Annotated in this window: 12 protein-coding genes; 6 read left to right on the top strand and 6 right to left on the bottom strand. The window is 59.2% G+C overall.

Annotated elements, in window-relative coordinates; genetic code table 11:
* On the top strand, window positions 1-433 hold a 433-nt coding region (locus tag WA354_RS05060; RefSeq protein WP_472811921.1), incomplete at its 5' end, for an energy transducer TonB.
* A 169-nt stretch (window positions 434-602) separates the two neighbouring features.
* Entirely contained in the window at window positions 603-845 is a 243-nt protein-coding gene (locus WA354_RS05055) for a hypothetical protein (RefSeq protein WP_472811920.1), read from the top strand.
* 25 nt (window positions 846-870) lie between these two features.
* On the opposite strand, the gene WA354_RS05050 is transcribed toward WA354_RS05055, so the two are convergent.
* Together WA354_RS05050 and WA354_RS05045 are read right to left on the bottom strand one after the other, a co-directional pair.
* Window positions 871-2,235, bottom strand: coding sequence for a chloride channel protein (locus tag WA354_RS05050; protein ID WP_472811919.1), 1,365 nt, complete (start codon window positions 2,233-2,235; stop codon window positions 871-873).
* Between the two features lie 166 nt (window positions 2,236-2,401).
* Complete coding sequence (locus tag WA354_RS05045) at window positions 2,402-3,505, bottom strand: alpha/beta fold hydrolase (RefSeq protein ID WP_472811918.1); 1,104 nt, start codon at window positions 3,503-3,505, stop codon at window positions 2,402-2,404.
* Between the two features lie 363 nt (window positions 3,506-3,868).
* Between WA354_RS05045 and acnA the strand changes: the two genes are divergently transcribed.
* On the top strand, window positions 3,869-6,727 hold the full coding sequence (acnA, locus tag WA354_RS05040) for an aconitate hydratase AcnA (protein WP_472811917.1): 2,859 nt from the start codon (window positions 3,869-3,871) through the stop codon (window positions 6,725-6,727).
* 89 nt (window positions 6,728-6,816) lie between these two features.
* Here acnA and pyk read toward each other — a convergent pair whose 3' ends face one another.
* A complete protein-coding gene (gene pyk / locus WA354_RS05035) occupies window positions 6,817-8,406 on the bottom strand; it encodes a pyruvate kinase (RefSeq protein WP_472811916.1) in 1,590 nt (529 codons plus the stop codon).
* A gap of 170 nt (window positions 8,407-8,576) precedes the next feature.
* On the bottom strand, window positions 8,577-9,416 hold the full coding sequence (locus WA354_RS05030; protein ID WP_472811915.1) for a YihY/virulence factor BrkB family protein: 840 nt from the start codon (window positions 9,414-9,416) through the stop codon (window positions 8,577-8,579).
* Window positions 9,417-9,556: 140 nt separating this feature from the next.
* Here WA354_RS05030 and bglX point away from each other — a divergent pair, with 140 nt between their 5' ends.
* From bglX to WA354_RS05015, 3 genes are all read left to right on the top strand, one after another.
* On the top strand, window positions 9,557-11,944 hold the full coding sequence (gene bglX, locus WA354_RS05025) for a beta-glucosidase BglX (protein ID WP_472811914.1): 2,388 nt from the start codon (window positions 9,557-9,559) through the stop codon (window positions 11,942-11,944).
* 132 nt (window positions 11,945-12,076) lie between these two features.
* A complete protein-coding gene (locus tag WA354_RS05020) occupies window positions 12,077-12,844 on the top strand; it encodes a TIGR00266 family protein (RefSeq protein ID WP_472811913.1) in 768 nt (255 codons plus the stop codon).
* 136 nt (window positions 12,845-12,980) lie between these two features.
* The gene (locus tag WA354_RS05015) at window positions 12,981-14,048 is read left to right on the top strand and encodes an AI-2E family transporter (RefSeq protein ID WP_472811912.1); all 1,068 of its coding nucleotides are present in this window, start codon (window positions 12,981-12,983) and stop codon (window positions 14,046-14,048) included.
* 21 nt (window positions 14,049-14,069) lie between these two features.
* Here the strand turns inward: WA354_RS05015 and WA354_RS05010 are convergent, their stop codons facing one another.
* The gene (locus tag WA354_RS05010) at window positions 14,070-15,002 is read right to left on the bottom strand and encodes a chitobiase/beta-hexosaminidase C-terminal domain-containing protein (RefSeq protein ID WP_472811911.1); all 933 of its coding nucleotides are present in this window, start codon (window positions 15,000-15,002) and stop codon (window positions 14,070-14,072) included.
* Between the two features lie 70 nt (window positions 15,003-15,072).
* Window positions 15,073-16,800 carry a hypothetical protein gene (locus tag WA354_RS05005; RefSeq protein WP_472811910.1) on the bottom strand — a complete coding sequence of 576 codons (1,728 nt, stop codon included), beginning with the start codon at window positions 16,798-16,800 and terminating at the stop codon, window positions 15,073-15,075.
* Window positions 16,801-16,856 lie beyond the last annotated feature (56 nt).

Below are 16,856 nucleotides of genomic sequence, written 5' to 3'. Positions count from 1 at the left end.
GCGCGATGCCATGCGCGGAGCGCGCAGCGGACCCGGCGCAACCCAGATGCCCGGTGGCGGCCAAATGCCGATGCATCCGGGAGCCGGAGGCGGCGTACAAGTTCTCAGTGATACGCAAGGCATCGACTTCAGTTCGTGGCTCCTGCGCTGGCATCGCGAAACCGAGCGTACGTGGGATCCGTTGATCCCCGACGAGGTGAATCCGCCGATCCTCAAGAAGGGTGCTGTTGTCATTCGGTTTAAGATCCTGCCTAACGGCCGGCTCATGGAGGGCAGTATGGTCCTCGAAGGCCGTTCCGGTGACACCGGACTCGACCGCGCCGCCTGGGGTGCTCTCACCGGTTCCAATTACGCGCCGCTCCCCAGGGAGTTTCACGGTCCTTACCTGGAACTCCGCGCCATCTTCCTCTACAACACGGAGCCCGGCCACTAGTTTGGAAGAAATTGCACGAGCGGCGCGGCCGTCTCGCGCCAGGGAACGTGCAGGATACCCAAGAAATAGCGGTTTATCAGCCCACCTATCTGCCCGGATTGCATCTAAGCGCTTATAGGCATTCCGACCCCCGATGAATCCCCGCCCCACACGAGAAACCCTGGATTCCTTGCGCATCACCCTCCAAAAGCTGGAGGAGACCGCACATGCGGCCTCGAACGGGCAGGATATTGCTGAACTGAAGCAGATTCTCCTTAACCGCATCGCGGAACTCGAAGCGCTCAACGTGCTGGAGCCTCAGGAAGTCGCACAGGTGACGTCGCCCTCTGACCTGCCCCCTCTGGCCGCCGTAACCGAGGAAGAGGCTATCGCGGAATCCGCTCGGAATCCTTCCCTCGAAAAGCTCGACTAGAATCAAATCCTCAGGGCTGCGGCCTTCACACCGTCGAGTCCATTGTCTCCTCGTTGGCACCGATTTCCGCGGCCTGTGGCGGATCCAGCGGTCGCGCGCCATGGGGCAATTTGACGCCGTCTTGCAGGAGCAGCGCTTCATAAACGGGGATCGGACGCCAGTAGCGCGCCAGGACAAAGGCCGTCATGTTGGCGATCATCAGCGGCAGCACCAGCCCATAGCCGCCGGTCATCTCGAAAACGATGAGAATTGACGTCATTGGCGCACGCACAATGCCTGCGAACACCGCTCCCATGCCCACGACCGCAAAGGCGCCGATGGCGTCGGCGGGATGATGAAAGACTGCGACGTCAAGGTAGCCTACCGTACCCCCCAGCATTGCGCCCATAAAGAGCGAAGGCGCAAAAATCCCGCCAGAGCCGCCGCTCGAATACGAGCTCACCGTGGCCGCGAGCTTAAGAACGCAAAAGACGGCCATAAAGAGCACCGGCATTGTTCCTGTCAAAGCAAGCTCGAGAGTCTTGTAGGGGTCGCCCGCAATGCCGTTGAGATGGAACCAGTAGAGCGCCAGAACGGCGAGAGCGCCTGTCGCCAGTCCGCCAACTGCCGGGTGCACCCATTTGGGGGTGGCAGTCCATCGCTTGAAAAGTGCGCGCAATGCGAGCAGCGAATCGGTAAATGTGACGGAAACCACTGCCGCGAGAATCCCCAGCAGTGCATACCAGATCAGGGAAGATGCGGCACCCAGCGTGTAACTGCGCGGCATGTGAAAGACGGGGTTTGACCCGAGAATGGAGTGTTCGACAACGGCTGCAAGCGCGGCGGCAACAATTACGCCGGAAAGCATCGTCTGATCGAGATCCCCGATCAGCTCTTCAAGCGTAAAGGTGATGGCCGCGATAGGAGCGTTGAACGCCGCAGCAATGCCCGCGGACATACCCACAGAGGCCATGCGCCGGCAGTTCTGTGGGCTCAGGCGGGCGGCACGCGCCATCAGACTGCTCACGCCAGCGCAGATCTGGACAGTCGGGCCCTCTAATCCCAGCGAGGCGCCAGCGCCGATCTGAAAAGCGCAGAGCACAAATTTTCCAACGGTCTCGCGCAGCGACACAAGACCGGAACGCAAAGCGAAGGCGACCTTGACCTGGGGTATGCCGGAACCGGCCGCGGCCGGAGCCCAGTAGGTAAGGCCGAGACCGGCAATTAAGCCACCGACGCCCGGTACCAGGATCGTCCACAAAACCCACCAGTACCCCGGCGCATGGTTCGCGCGGTTGATAAGGAGAGCCTCAAGCCACGCAATGGAAAGATGGAAAGCGACGGCCGCCAGCCCGCAAAGACCGCCGGCGAGAATAGTCACAGCCAGCAAACGTTGACGTTCGTCGGCCATGCGACGCGTAAACCAGGCCAATGAACGCGAAAATAGACCTCGCAACCAACTTGCTTCGCTCAATTCTCGGGAGACCTCGATCAAGAAGACCAGCGCTTTCAAGTATAGAAGGCCATGCGACTCGCGAAGTTCACTATGCCTTGCGAGATTCGTTGAAAGAGCGTTGTCAGGGCTTGGGCTCGGTCTGCTGCATGAACTCTGCGAGGTAATTCTTCCAGACTGCCGCGGCGGTATGCGTGCCGTGTCCGTGCGTGGCGTCGGAAATGGGAATAAGGATGAACCGCGCGTGCGGCATTCGGTTCACCATCTTCTCCGCAATGCCAAGCTCGGGCGGATTGATGTAGTCATCGGCGGAGTTGATCCAAAGCACCGGATCGGTGATGGTCTCAAGACGCGGGCTAGGATCGTAGTTCCGGCTGGCGTTGAGGTAATAAATCATGTCGTTCGCGTCGGGCGCGGGGCGGGCCCAGTAGCGGTCGACATATTGCTCTGCGGCTTCACGCGTGGGCGCCAGCTTCTGCATTACGAGAGGTGCGGAGCCCATAATGAGAATGATGGTGTCGGCAAGGCGAAGGCCTTCGGTCGGCTCCGTGGTGTAGTCGCCATTTTTCCACGCGGGGTCAAGCTTGATGCCCTGGATGCCCATGTAGCGCATCATGCGGTTGCGGCCCGCGATCTGGACTGGCAGGCAGGCGAACGGTGCCAGCGCATCCGCAAAGCCGGGATACGTCTCGCCCCAGACGAAGCTCTGCATGCAGCCCATTGAGGTTCCGAGGATCAGGCGCAGATGATCGACGTGCATCTGATCGAGCATCATCCTCTGGCTGCGCACCATATCGTCGTAGTCGTAGGCAGGGAAGTGCATGCGCATGCCGTCGGAGGGCTTGGAGCTTTGGCCATGGCCGATGTCGTCAGGCAGGATGATGAAGTACTTCTGGATATCGAGAATGCCGCCCGGAACGAACAGGACATCGGAGAAGATGGGATTCAGCAGCGAATGCGCATTGCCGCCCGTGCCGTGCAACAGCAGGACCGCGTTATCCACATGACCGGCTGCATTGCGATGCGGCGTGCCCAGCGTGAGGTAGTGCAGCTTGAGTTCAGGCAAAGTCTCGCCCGTACCGAAGCGGAAGTTCGGCAGGGTAACGGTGCCGTCCTGAGTAGACCAATGACTAGCCTGTGTTGCAGGAACCGCGTTGGTCTGGCAAAAACCGGCCGCGCAGAAAAGAAGCAACGCGGCGAGAGTAAAGCGGGCCGCAGGCGAGAACATGGATGACCTCCGTGGATACGGATTGAGCGTAACGGCTGGGGTTGCCGCGCGCAAGCGGCCGCACGTCAGACATTTTTGCGAGGCTTCAGGTTTGTGTTTCCAGCGGTACTGCAGGCGCGATAAAATTCTAGCGTCAGGTATGTGCTGCGACCTCCATCTTCCCGCCCAACCTCCGCTTATGCGTTTTCGCCGCGGACGCCACGACCGTGGACGCTGACCGCGCGCGGTGAGTAATCTATTGCCGTTGAATTTTTCTTCTCCTGAGCGGTTTGAAATTGCCGCATGGAGGATTCCTCGCGGCGCGTCTTCCGCGATTGAGATTGTCTGATCATCCGCCTGTGAGCGGATAGAAAGGTCTCCCCAATGAGTACCGGAATCAAGAACAGCTTCAATAGCCGTGCGACTCTAAAATCGGGCTCCAAGTCCTACACCATCTTCCGCCTGCCTGCGCTCAGCGCGCGCGGATTCGACCTGGGCCGCCTGCCCTTCAGCCTCAAGATCCTGCTCGAAAATCTGCTGCGCCGTGAAGACGGCGTCAACGTGACCGCCGCCGACGTCGAATTTCTGGCCAAATGGGAGGCCAAGGCTGAGCCAAGCCGCGAAATCGCCTACATGCCGGCCCGCGTTCTGATGCAGGACTTCACCGGCGTCCCCGCGATTGTCGACCTCGGCGCCATGCGCGATGCCATCAAGACACTGGGCGGCGATCCGGAGCGCGTCAACCCGCTGGTGCCGGCAGAGCTGGTAATTGATCACTCTGTCCAAGTGGACGAGTTCGGTACTCCCCAGGCATATGAAGCAAACTCGCTGCTCGAGTTCCAACGCAACCGCGAACGGTATGCGTTCCTGAAATGGGGACAGACGGCGTTTCGCAACTTCAGTGCTGTGCCGCCGGGCATGGGCATCTGCCACCAGGTGAATCTCGAATACCTCGCCCGCGTAGTCTTCACCACCGAAGTGAATGGCGAGTTGCAAGCTTATCCCGACACGCTGGTCGGTACGGATTCTCACACCACCATGATCAACGGCCTCGGCGTGCTGGGCTGGGGCGTAGGCGGTATTGAAGCTGAAGCCGCCATGCTCGGCCAGGCCGTCAGCATGCTCGTTCCGCAAGTCGTCGGCTATAAGCTCACCGGCAAATTGCGCGAGGGCGCTACCGCGACCGATCTCGTATTGACGGTCACACAGGCCTTGCGCAAGCTCGGCGTCGTCGGCAAGTTTGTTGAATTCTTTGGACCGGGAATCGCTGCACTGCCACTTGCCGATCGCGCCACCATCAGCAACATGGCTCCGGAGTATGGCGCAACCTGCGGCATCTTTCCAGTGGATGCAGAGACGCTGCGCTATCTCAAACTGACGGGCCGCAGTGATGAGCAGATCGCGCTTGTTGAGGCCTATTACAAGGAACAAGGTCTCTTTCACACCGACAAGTCTCCCGAAGCCGAATACACACAAACGTTGGAACTGGATCTGGCAGCTGTTGAGCCCAGCGTTGCAGGTCCAAAGCGTCCCCAGGATCGCGTGTTGCTCAAAGACGCAGCCGACAGCTTTGCAAAGCAGCTTCCGAGCCTGCTCGCGCCCACGGCAAAGCCTCTGGGCACGCGCACCGCAGCCACGTGGGAACCGACTGACGTGACCGATATCGCGCTTGCCGTCGCTGCAGAAGAAAACGAAGGCCCGGCTACTTCTTCCGCCGCCGCCAACGCCGCCCCGGCAGAAAAGGCTCTCAAGACTGGTCCGATCACAACAACAGTAAGAGAGCGCTTCAACGTCGATCCCGATAAGTATCTCGATCACGGATCAGTGGTGATTGCAGCCATCACGAGCTGCACCAACACGTCGAATCCATCGGTGATGATAGCTGCGGGAATCCTCGCAAAGAAGGCCGTCGAAAAAGGGCTGACTGTTCCGCCGTGGGTGAAGACTTCGCTGGCTCCCGGTTCGCGCGTGGTCACGGACTACTACCAGAAATCAGGCCTGTTGCCGTATCTCGAGAAGCTGCGCTTCAACGTGGTGGGTTACGGATGCACCACCTGCATCGGCAACTCGGGGCCGCTGCCTACCGATGTTTCAAAGAGCATTGATGAGCACGGACTGGTCGCGGTGAGCGTGCTCAGCGGCAATCGCAACTTTGAGGGCCGCGTAAATGTGGATGTGCGCGCAAATTATCTGATGAGCCCGCCCTTGGTGGTCGCGTTCGCACTGGCCGGTCGCATCGGACACAACTTCGACACAGAGCCTTTGGGAAAGGACAAAGCAGGGAAGCCCGTGTACTTGGCCGACATCTGGCCAACCCAGCAGGAAGTTGCAGCGGCCATTGACAAAGGCCTCAGCAGCGAAGGATTCCGCAAGGAGTACGCGACGGTAAGCGATGGCGACGCAAGCTGGCAGGGCTTGAGCTTTCCCACTGGCGACGTCTACAAGTGGGAGCCGGACTCGACCTACATTCGCCAGGCGCCATACTTTGACGGCATGCAGAAGCAGCCAGCCCCGGTGACCGACATCATGGGTGCGCGCGTGCTCGCCGTTCTGGGCGATTCAGTCACCACCGATCACATTTCGCCCGCTGGCTCTATCAAGGCCAACGGTCCCGCTGGCAAGTATCTTGCCTCACACGGTGTGAAGGCGGCGGACTTCAACTCTTACGGATCGCGTCGCGGCAATCACGAAGTCATGGTGCGGGGAACCTTCGCGAATGTGCGCCTCCGGAACAAACTCGCGCCCGGGACAGAAGGCGGTGTTACGCGCCTGCTCCCCGAAGGCGAGCAAATGTCCATCTTTGACGCCAGCGTGAAGTATGCCGAACGCAAGGTGCCACTGGTTATTCTCGCGGGTAAGGAGTATGGCTCCGGTTCGTCGCGCGATTGGGCAGCGAAGGGACCGAACCTGTTGGGCGTTCGCGCCGTGATTGCGGAAAGCTTCGAGCGCATTCACCGCTCGAACCTGGTCGGCATGGGCATCCTTCCCTTGCAGTTTGAAGAGGGGCAAAATGTTGAGTCTCTCGGCCTGACCGGCGAAGAGGTGTACGATTTTGCCGGACTTACGGATCTTCTCAAGTCGAAGTTCGGGGGCGGCCGCACTCTGAAAGTCAATTCGAAAGCTGCGGACGGAAGCGTGAAAGAGTTCACCGCCAAGGTGCGCATCGACACACCGCAGGAGATCGAGTACTACGAACACGGAGGGATTCTGCTGTACGTGTTGCGCCAACTTGCCACTAAGTAGATCTGACCGGGATTCAAATCGTCTCAAACGCCAAATCGCGATAAAAATGCCACCCGTGAAGGTGGCATTTTTATTTATCAAAGTTTCATCTAGCGGCGCTTTGTGGACTTGGCCGCCCTTGAGGGGTGTTTCGTTTTGGTTGCCGGTGTGGCATGCGCGGCCTCCGGTGCAGGCACAACCTCCTCTTCGTGCGGAGCGAAGAAGCGTACACCTTCCTGGTTGTGTTCACCCAGGACATGCAGGCGCAGGAAGTTGGTCGAGCCCGACTTGGTGCGAGTACCGGCGACGATGGCGATGACCTCGCGATTGCGCACATAGCCATGCTGTTCGAGCAGACTTTCCGCAACATCGACAAGCGCCTCAGTCGAATTGACCTTCGGGCAGCGAACAGGTGTGGTGCCCCATAGCAGGTTCAGTCGATTGATTGTGAGGTCGATGGGGCTAAGCGCAAAGATCGGCGCAGTGGGATGGTACTTCGAAAGCTGCCGGGCGGTCGCCCCGGACTCGGTGAAGAGCGCAATGCCCCGCAAATCAAGATCGTCGGCAGCATGAGCTGTGGCTTCACAGATTGTTTCTGCAATCGAAAGTCTTGTCTGCGAGATGCGGGGCTCGTTGAGGTGATCTTCTTTGATGTGGCGCTCGGCCTCGCTTACGATGCGGCCCATCATGGCGACGGCTTCGATGGGGTACTTGCCCACGGCAGACTCGCCAGAGAGCATCACCGCATCGGTTCCGTCATACACAGCATTCGCGACGTCGGAGACCTCAGCACGCGTGGGGCGCGGGTTCTCAATCATCGATTCGAGCATCTGCGTCGCGGTGATCACCGGCTTGAAGTACTCCGATGCGCGCCGGATGATGTGCTTCTGGATGGCGGGAACTTTTTCCGGCGGAACTTCAACGCCCAGATCCCCGCGCGCCACCATGATGCCGTCAGCCGCCTGCAGAATACTGTCGAGGTGTTCGATGGCCTGCGGCTTTTCAAGTTTTGCGATGATCCAGGTTTCGCTTCCATATGCCGAAACGCGATTGCGCACCAGACGAACATCTTCCGCAGTGCGAACAAACGAAACTGCGATCGCGTCCACGCCATTCTTCAAAGCGAACTCGAGGTCCTGTGAATCCTTCTCGGTGAGCGACGGAACGCGGACTGGAATTCCGGGCAGATTAATGCCCTTGTTCTCGCCCAGCATGCCGCCATTGATAATCTCGCAGACCACATCGGCGCCAATGACCTCGTGTACCCGCAGTTCGATCAGCCCGTCGGAAAGCAGGATCCGCGATCCCTGTTCCACGTTTTCGGCAAGAGTCTTGAACGTAGTGCCTACCAGCGATGCGGTGCCGGGAACGTCGCGCGGAGTGATGGTAAGCCGCTGACCGGCTTTCAGAAGAACTGACTGGTGATCCTTGAGCTTGGACGTGCGAATCTTGGGACCCTGAAGGTCGCCGAGAATGCAGAGCGGCTTGCGTTCTTCGCGGCTTACCTTGCGAATCATCTGGATGAGCGCGAGTTTTTCTTCATGTGTGCCATGTGAAAAATTCAGGCGAACAACATCGATACCAGCGCGGACAAGATCGCGAAAAACAGGCTCGGTGTTGGACGCGGGACCGAGAGTGGCAACAATTTTCGCGCGGCGCTGGATAGGGTTTGCGTTCAGGTTCGTATCGACGAACGGCATTGTATGACTCCAAAAAGTTCGGAATAGGAAACGGGGATGTATGAGAGCGGTCCGCTTCATTATACAAAGTCGGCTGAGCGAGGAACTCCCATATCCATGGTGCCGCAGCGAGCATTGTTCAGTCAGTGCGAACCGTCACTGACGGGAATTGATTCGCTGAGGGGGCTGTGTTATAGACGTTGATTGCGCTCGCGGAAGAAAACCCCGTTGAGCTCGGCCCCCAGCAGGGCGCTGAACGACGTGATATACAGCCACACCAGCGTGGCAATCCCCGCGCCGAATGACCCATAGAAGATGGTGTAATCGGCGATCCGCGTAACATACCAGCCGAACGCCAGTGTCGCGGGAAACCAAACGGCGCTGGCAGCCACGGCGCCCGGCATCACGTGCAGCCAGTGTTCTCTGCGCCTGGTTCCGAAATGATAGAGGGCGCCGAGTACGGCTAGGCTGGTGACAAACGCAAGCGTCCAGCGCGCCATCCGCCAGAGGAAGAGCACGATGTGGCGGAGTTGGTGGCCCCCCTTGAAGACCATCCAGAGTTCGATCGCGCGGCCGAAAACTAGCAGCAGTGTGGCCAGCGCGAGAGGAACCAGAACGACAAAGACAAGAAAAAGAGCGCGGCGCCGCCGTTCCCAGAAATTCCACTGGTTTCGCGGAAGACGGTAGGCTCGGCGGAACCCCTCCATCAGAGTGAGCATCAGGCCTAGTCCTGCGAAGACGCTCAAGGCGAGGCCCGAGATGATGAGGCGCCCGGGATGTGGATTGCGCGCCTGCATTGTGGAGAGCATCAGGCGCACCGTATCCGCAGGAAGAATCTGCCCGGAGACCCAGCGAATCTCACCGAGGACTGTAGGGCCTTCTGGCGCCTTCGCGACCAGGGCAGTGAGCACGATGAAAGCGGGGAAAAGCATCAGCATGCCGGAATAGGCGGCGGCCTTGGCCGTGTTGAGCACATCGTGCTCGAGAGCCAGGAATACGGCTTTCCGAAAATTTCGCAGAAATCGAGGCATTCGCTCCAACACAAAGAGTAGAGCATTTTCGGGGCTCCGCGATGTGCGAAAAGGCGGTCCATCACGAGACAACAGCTGACTGGGCAATTGGCGACACTTTTCTGACTCGCCCGGCTCAAACGGTTTATCATTTCACGGTCATGACGAAGTTGAAAAACTGCGCAATTCGGAATGCTGTTTTTCTACTGCCGCTTGTAGTTTTTGGCGCGATTGCTGCACCCAGCCAGACCCGTTCGACGCCGAACGCCCAGCTTGCTTCGAAAGAACTCAATGCCCGGGTCGATGCATTGCTGAAGAAAATGACGCTCGAGGAGAAGATCGGGCAGACCGTGCAGTATTCAGCTGGATTTGCGACTGGTCCTTCGGCTTCAAACTTGACGTATGACGAACTGGTCGCCAAGGGCCAGGTGGGCTCGATGCTGAACGTGGTGGGAGCCGAGCGGACCAACCACTATCAGCACATTGCGATGGAAAAATCCCGGTTGCACATTCCCATTCTCTTCGGACTCGATGTGATTCATGGACATCGCACTATATTTCCGGTGCCGTTGGCCGTGGCCGCAAGCTGGGATCCCGAAGCAGCTGAAACTGTTGCCCGAGTTGCCGCGGAAGAAGCGCGTGCTGATGGCATCGCATGGGTCTTCTCGCCGATGGTGGATATTGCGCGCGATCCGCGCTGGGGACGCATCATCGAGTCGAACGGTGAAGATCCTTATTTGAGTTCCATACTGGCGCGCGCGTGGGTAAAGGGATACCAGCGGGGCGATTTATCGAAACCGGATTCTGTGGCGGCATGCGTGAAGCACTTCGCCGCGTACGGCGCGGCAATCGCGGGCCGGGATTACAACGCGGTCGACATGAGCGAGCTCACGTTACGGCAGGTGTATTTGAAGCCCTATCGCGCGGCGGTCGATGCCGGCGTGGCAACCGTGATGACTTCGTTCAACTCCATCAATGGAGTTCCCGCCACGGCTAATCCGTTTACTCTCACGCAGATTCTGCGCAAGGAGTGGCGCTTCGATGGCTTTGTGGTGTCGGACTGGGGCGCGGTCGCCGAACTGAAAAACCATGCCATTGGCGATGGACCGACGGTGGCGCGCAAGGCCCTTGAGGCTGGCACCGACATGGATATGGAGGGCGACCTCTATGGCACCGTGATAGCGGAGCAGGTCCGCTCCGGAAAGATTCCGGAGAGCGTCGTCGATGAAGCAGTGCGGCGGATCCTGCGGGTGAAGTTCGCCCTGGGTCTCTTCGATCGTCCCTACGCGAACGTTGGTCCGGCCTACACCCCGACGCCGCAGCGGCGTGAAGCCGCGCGCAAAGTGGCAGGCGAGACGATGGTGTTACTCAAGAACGATCCAGTGGAGGGGGTCGGAACACTGCTGCCGCTGACCACGAAAGCAAGGAAAGTGGCGTTGATTGGCCCCATGGCCGATGACGCACTCGACCTGCTCGGCGCCTGGACCGTCGCGGGCAATCCCAAAGACGTGATCACATTGAAGTCGTCACTGAGCGAACGGCTCGGAGACAAGCTGCTCTATGCGCCGGGCTGCGGATTGCTCTCAGGCGCGGACGAGAACATCCTCAAGAGTGTCACCTTCGCCAGTGCCGCGAAAAGCGATGCGAACGAACCGGTTCCGGACGATAACAAGACAATCGAAGACGCGGTAGAGACGGCGCGCAAGGCGGATGTCGTGATCCTTGCGCTTGGCGAGCCCACTAATTGGATGGAAGGTGAAGCGGCGAGCCGCGCACACCTCGGCTTTACCGGAAACCAGGAAAAGTTGCTGGAGGCCGTGGTGGCCACCAGCAAGCCGGTGATCCTGGTCGTGCTGGCGGGGAGGCCTTTGCAACTGAAATGGGCATCCGAACACGTGCCCGCGATACTAGAGGCGTGGAGTCCCGGCATCGAGGCGGGACCTGCGGTCGCGGATGTGTTGTTCGGCGATGTGAATCCGTCCGGCAAACTGCCGTCCAGCTTCCCGCGCTCGGTAGGACAGGAGCCGCTCTACTATGCCCAGACGCCAACCGGCCGTCCTGCCCACGGTGATTTGAGCCGCATGCCTCACGATGCCGCTGAGAAGTTCGTGTCCCGGTATATGGATGAGCAGAACTCGGCCTTGTTTCCCTTTGGCTGGGGGCTGAGTTACACGCGCTTCAGCTACGCGAATCCGGCGGTGGATCGCAGCGAAGTTCCTGTGCGCGAGGTTGCCGATAATCACCAGCCTGTCACGACAGTGAGCGTGGAAGTCAGGAACACCGGCAGCGTGGCGGGAACTGAGGTCGTGCAACTCTATCTTCGCAACACCGAAGCAAGCGTGGAGCAGCCCCTGCGCGAGTTGAAAGGCTTCACCCGTATAACGCTCGCACCCGGCGAGACAAAGCGCGTGTCCTTCCCGCTGGGATTCGACGAATTGAATTTCTATAGCGCGGATTTGAAAAAGACAGTAGAGCCGACGACCTATGACATCTGGCTGGGCGGCAGTTCGCTGGCCACCGCAAAGACGAGCTTGAAGATTGTCGAATAGGCAGACGCGAATAGGGAGCAGCGGTTTTTGCGGCGTGGTCACGATTCGTCATCACCTTCCGTTCCCTCCGGGGACGGATCCCGGTTGTCCCGCGTACTTGACCGGGTACACTGTCCTCGATAGGAGATTCGCATGCAGACCCGGATTCAGGGCACCACGATGCCCGTACTCGATGTGCAACTCGACCCCAACGAAAGCGTCTTCTCCGAAAGCGGCGAGCTCTCGTGGATGACCGGCTCGATCCAGATGACCACCCATACGCAGATGGGCGGCGGGGGCGGGCTGTTCGGTGTTTTGAAGCGTGTGGCCGGAGGCGGAAGCCTCTTTATGACCGAGTATCGCGCCGTGCAATATCCCGGCGAGGTCTCGTTTGCCACCAAGGTGCCGGGGCATATCGTGCCCGTTCAGGTGGGACCGGGGCAGGAATACCTGGTGCATCGCCACGGCTTTTTGTGCGCGACGACGCAGGTAAGCATCAGCGTCGGATTCCAGCAGTCGCTCGGTGCGGGTATCTTCGGCGGCAGCGGCTTCCTGCTCCAGAGGCTCGCCGGCATTGGCACGGCCTGGCTTGAGCTCTCGGGCGAATTGATCATGAAAAATCTCGCACCCGGCGAGGTTCTGCTGGTGCACCCGGGGCACGTTGGCGCATTTCAGGCGTCTGTGGGATTCCAGATCACGACGGTCCCCGGTATTAAGAACATGATCTTTGGCGGCGACGGTATGTTCCTTGCCGTGCTGACAGGACCGGGAACCATCTGGCTGCAGACGTTGCCTATTTCGCGTTTGGCGCATCAGATCAGCGAGTACCTGCCGCAGATGGATGGCCGCCAGGTGGGCAACACCGCCACAGGAGCAGTTCTGGGCGGGGTGTTAGGTTCCATCCTGGGCGGAGACAGATGAAGCAGGACTGCGGGACTAACCACCCACGAGTTGAAGCCTGCTCATGGGCACCCTAACGAGAACGGGCAGTTAACAAGCCTGGGTTGCGGACAGATCAGCGGAAGAGGTTTCCATCAGGCAGGGAACGAGTTCAGAGATGAATCAAGGCGAGGGCAGGGGCCGTGATCTGCGCGGTGACATTGCATTTGCTTTTGGACTGGCCGTGGCCTGCTATGTTGCGTGGCAACTGCGGGCTGTGCTTCTTCTGCTCTATGTGAGCGCTCTTGCCGCAGTGGTGCTCACGCCGCTCGTGCGTGCCACATCTCACTTTCGCGTCGGCGGGTGGCAGCCCTTCAAGGGCCGCGCCATTCTTATCCTGATGCTCGCCGTTGCAGGCGGGATTACGGCATTCGGTTTTCTCGCCCTTCCGCCGGTGATTCGCGATCTGCAGGAATTTGGTCACGAGATGCCGACGCGATTGCCTGCTTTCCTCGACAAACTCAAGCACATTCCCTTCGCCGACCAGGTGAATACCGACGAGATTGGCGACAAGATCCAGGACTTCATCAGCAACGCAGCCACCTATCTCCTGCTTTCGATCAAGAACTGGGCGGGCGCGATCTTCAGCATTGCGATGGGCCTGATTCTGACCGTCTACTTCATTCTCGAAGGCGATGTTGCGTATCGATGGGCTCTTTCATTTTTTCCGCCCAACAAACGTGTGAGGCTCGATGCGGCGCTGCAGCGGGCCGAAGTGCGGATGGGCCAATGGCTGCTTGGGCAGGGAAGCCTCATGCTGCTCCTCGGGCTAACCAGCACCATCGTCTACGTAATGCTCCACGTGCGCTATGCTTATGCGCTGGGAGTGTTGACAGGCCTGCTGAACATCATTCCAGTTCTCGGCGCAGCGGTCACGGTTGTACTGGTTATGCTCGTGGCGGCCCTCGACTCATGGCAACGCGTGCTTGGAGTCGCGATCTTCTACTTCATCTGGGTCCAGGTCGAGAACTCGTTCCTGGTGCCGCGGATCATGGGCACGCGCGTCGGTCTTCCGGGGTTGTCAATCCTTGTAGCCTTGCTAATCGGCTCAGGGCTTGGCGGGGTGCTCGGAGCCATAGTCGCCGTTCCCACTGCGGTGTTGGTATCGGTGCTGATCGACGAGTATCTGGTCTACAGAGAAGCGCCAGAAATCACGGTTAAGGCGAGCGAGGATAGCTCGCCTTAATCCGGTGCCGGCAACGTAACGCTACTGCCGAATCGAGACATCGGCCGCGACGGAAGCTGTCAGCATCATGCCCGGCTCGATCTTCGCTTCATTCCCGGGAGGAAGCGGGCCGGCGACGTGCACAAAGCTCGTATCGGAGATGTGGTTGAGTTGTGAACCGATATCAGGCGCAACCAGCGTATAGATTCCAATGAGCGGAATGGTGACGCCATGCGCATTGATTCCCGTCAAGCGGAATACGATGACGCCTGATTTGCCATTCTGTCCGGCTCGCTGAACAGAGGTAACCATGGCTTCCACCGACATACCGCGGCGAGCGACAACATTCCCGTTGACCACAAGATTTTGATCGAGCAGCAGGTAAAACTGATCTCCCACATTCGCTGTTTCAGAAGTGACGCGGTTGCCGGTCTGCAAACGAATCTGCGTACCTTTGGTCACAGTTGAACCAGAAACAGATGCATCCGCCGGAAGCGGCTCAGCGGGACCATTGATCGTGTAGCTGGCGGCCACGACGCGGCTTGGCGCTTTCCCGGGTTCCTGGGCAAAAGCCTGGATGCGCATGTTCCCCGTGATCACAATTGGATCGCGGTATTGCGCTGAGTTTTCCGTTGGCGTCCAGCCATCGGTGGTGAAGTAAATCACTGCCGTGGGACTTGGACTGGAAAGGACGACCTGCGTGCCGGAAGGCACTTCCCGGGGGCTCGGCAAAAACATGGGTGGCTGCGCGCAATGGCAATCCGGCAGTCCGCGATACATGTCGTTGACCACCTGCACTCCACCCTGCTGCGGAAGGCCGGAGCGTGAGTTGAGCGGGGCGGCGGGGACGGTCGCCGCGGAGCCGACTTTGCCTACGGCGGGCTGACTGAGCTGGATCGATTCTCCAAAGGCCTGTCCGAACGCGGGAGGCGTCATCGTAACGGCACAGAACAAAAGAAGAGGAAGGGCCTTCATTCGCATTCTCCGATGGGGACTCTGAGACAGAACAGCAGAGTTTACCCGCGAATTCAAGCCCAAACTGCTGTCACCTCCGACCGAAAGGAACCATCGCGTCAGGGTGTGCGGCCATAAGTGCGGCGTCAACCACTGCTTTGGTAACCCCGCAATCCGACAGAAAGTGCACCACGGGAGCTGTCAAGGTCTCGCTCGGAACGAAATTGGCGGCCCGGAATTGTGCTCCGGGAAGCGCCGAGGGCCTGCCCGCGGAGGCGGACTGAAGCGGGCCGCTGCCCTGTGCACCAAGAATGAGAGAGGCAAGTTTGCGGGCCAGGGGCAGGTCAAAACTTTCTGAGACAAACACCAGCTTGCCGCGCCGGGTCATAACAACCGGTCCTTCGTCGGAGCTGTAGACCTGTTCCACGGTTCCATCCGTGTTGTCTGAAGCTTTGGCAGCCGTTTTGTCGGGCTTGAGGCCGGAGTATTTGCGGCCCAGTTCGTCTGTATACAGGTGGACGAATGCTTGCGCCGACGCCGCGTTTTTCCATACGGACAGGTAGAAAAGCGAGATCGACCGGGTGCTGGCCTGTTCCGCTGGAGTCGCGTTCAAGCGCTGTCCGGCCCAGTAGATGCCGCCATCCCAAGCCGGCGTCAGGTCGCGAGCCGCGCTGTCGCCTCCAAAGAGTCCGGTGAGAATGTGCACATCGAGCTGGCCCACCTGCCCGATATCGTAGGGACGGTAGGTGCTGTCGACAAGGGGATGAATATCAGGCAGATATGGAATAGCGGGAACATGCCCCTGCTCGTATTCCCGAGGGTTCATGATCTCCCACGAGGACGACGGAGGACGATCCAGCGCTCCGGTAAATGCGGCTGTCTGACCGCGATCCATCCACACATCCTGCTCGAAACTGAGTCCTTCGCGATAAGGAAAGAGGAGTGACTCGGAGAGCAGCAGGGGAGCACGGGCGAGTATGGGAGAGTTTTCCGAACCCGCCATCTGCTGCTTTATGTACTCCACGATCTCCGGATCTCCGATCAGGCTCTTGCCCATCGGCTTCAGGATGTCGTCCATCATTACCGCGGTCGCCTGTCCTTCGGTCACAGCCTCGCGCGCGGTATCGAGTTCGTCCTTCGCCAGGTGATCGCTATCTTCTGAAGAAGTGAGCGAAACGTCGGGAGGCGTCTGGTCACTCCATTTATCGAGATCAAGGTGCTGGTCCTGAAGCGCGTGGGTGAGTTCGTGAGCCAGAACGGGTTTCTGCTCGTCGACCGAAATCCAGTCGAGCATGTTCACTGTCTTCGTCTTGGGATCGTAATAGGCCTCGATCTGCTCCTTCAGAAGCGCCAACAGGAAAGGCTTCAGGTTGAAGTCACGATCCAGCAGGCCAAACTTTTTCAGCACAATCTCGCTGCGCTGCATGCGCTTGGCGTCTTCATCTTCATTGAACTTCTCGGTCAGATAATGCTCCACATCGGCGCGGGTCGTGAGTTGGCGCTTGACTTCGCTTTTGATGGGAAAACCGGATTCCTGCGAGGAAAATTTCAGCAGTTCGTCAACCAGGCTGAAGAGCTGCTTCGCCTCCGCGGGCGTGATGTGCGTTTCGGCGGTCTTTGCGGATTCGTCCTTCGGCTTTTGCGCGGACTGAGCGTTGGACTTTCCTTGCGGAGCCGTCCCGGTAGAAGGAGATTGAGGAGCGGGCGGTGCCTGTGGCACAGCAGTCTGCGCCGCGGCCATGGCAGCTACGACACACACCGCCGCCATCAGACGCAAGAAACCCCTGGTTAAATTGCTGATTTGGTACCGCTTGCTCATTGTCTCTCCTTGGGGTTCCGGGACTGCCTTATGGGCGCGGCTGGCATCTCATCACA

This window comes from Occallatibacter sp. (assembly GCF_049802275.1).
In the GTDB taxonomy this organism is placed as follows: Bacteria; Acidobacteriota; Terriglobia; order Terriglobales; family Acidobacteriaceae; genus Telmatobacter.
The sequence above is the reverse complement of the archived record's forward strand: the minus strand, read 5'-3'. Positions and strand labels throughout refer to the sequence as shown.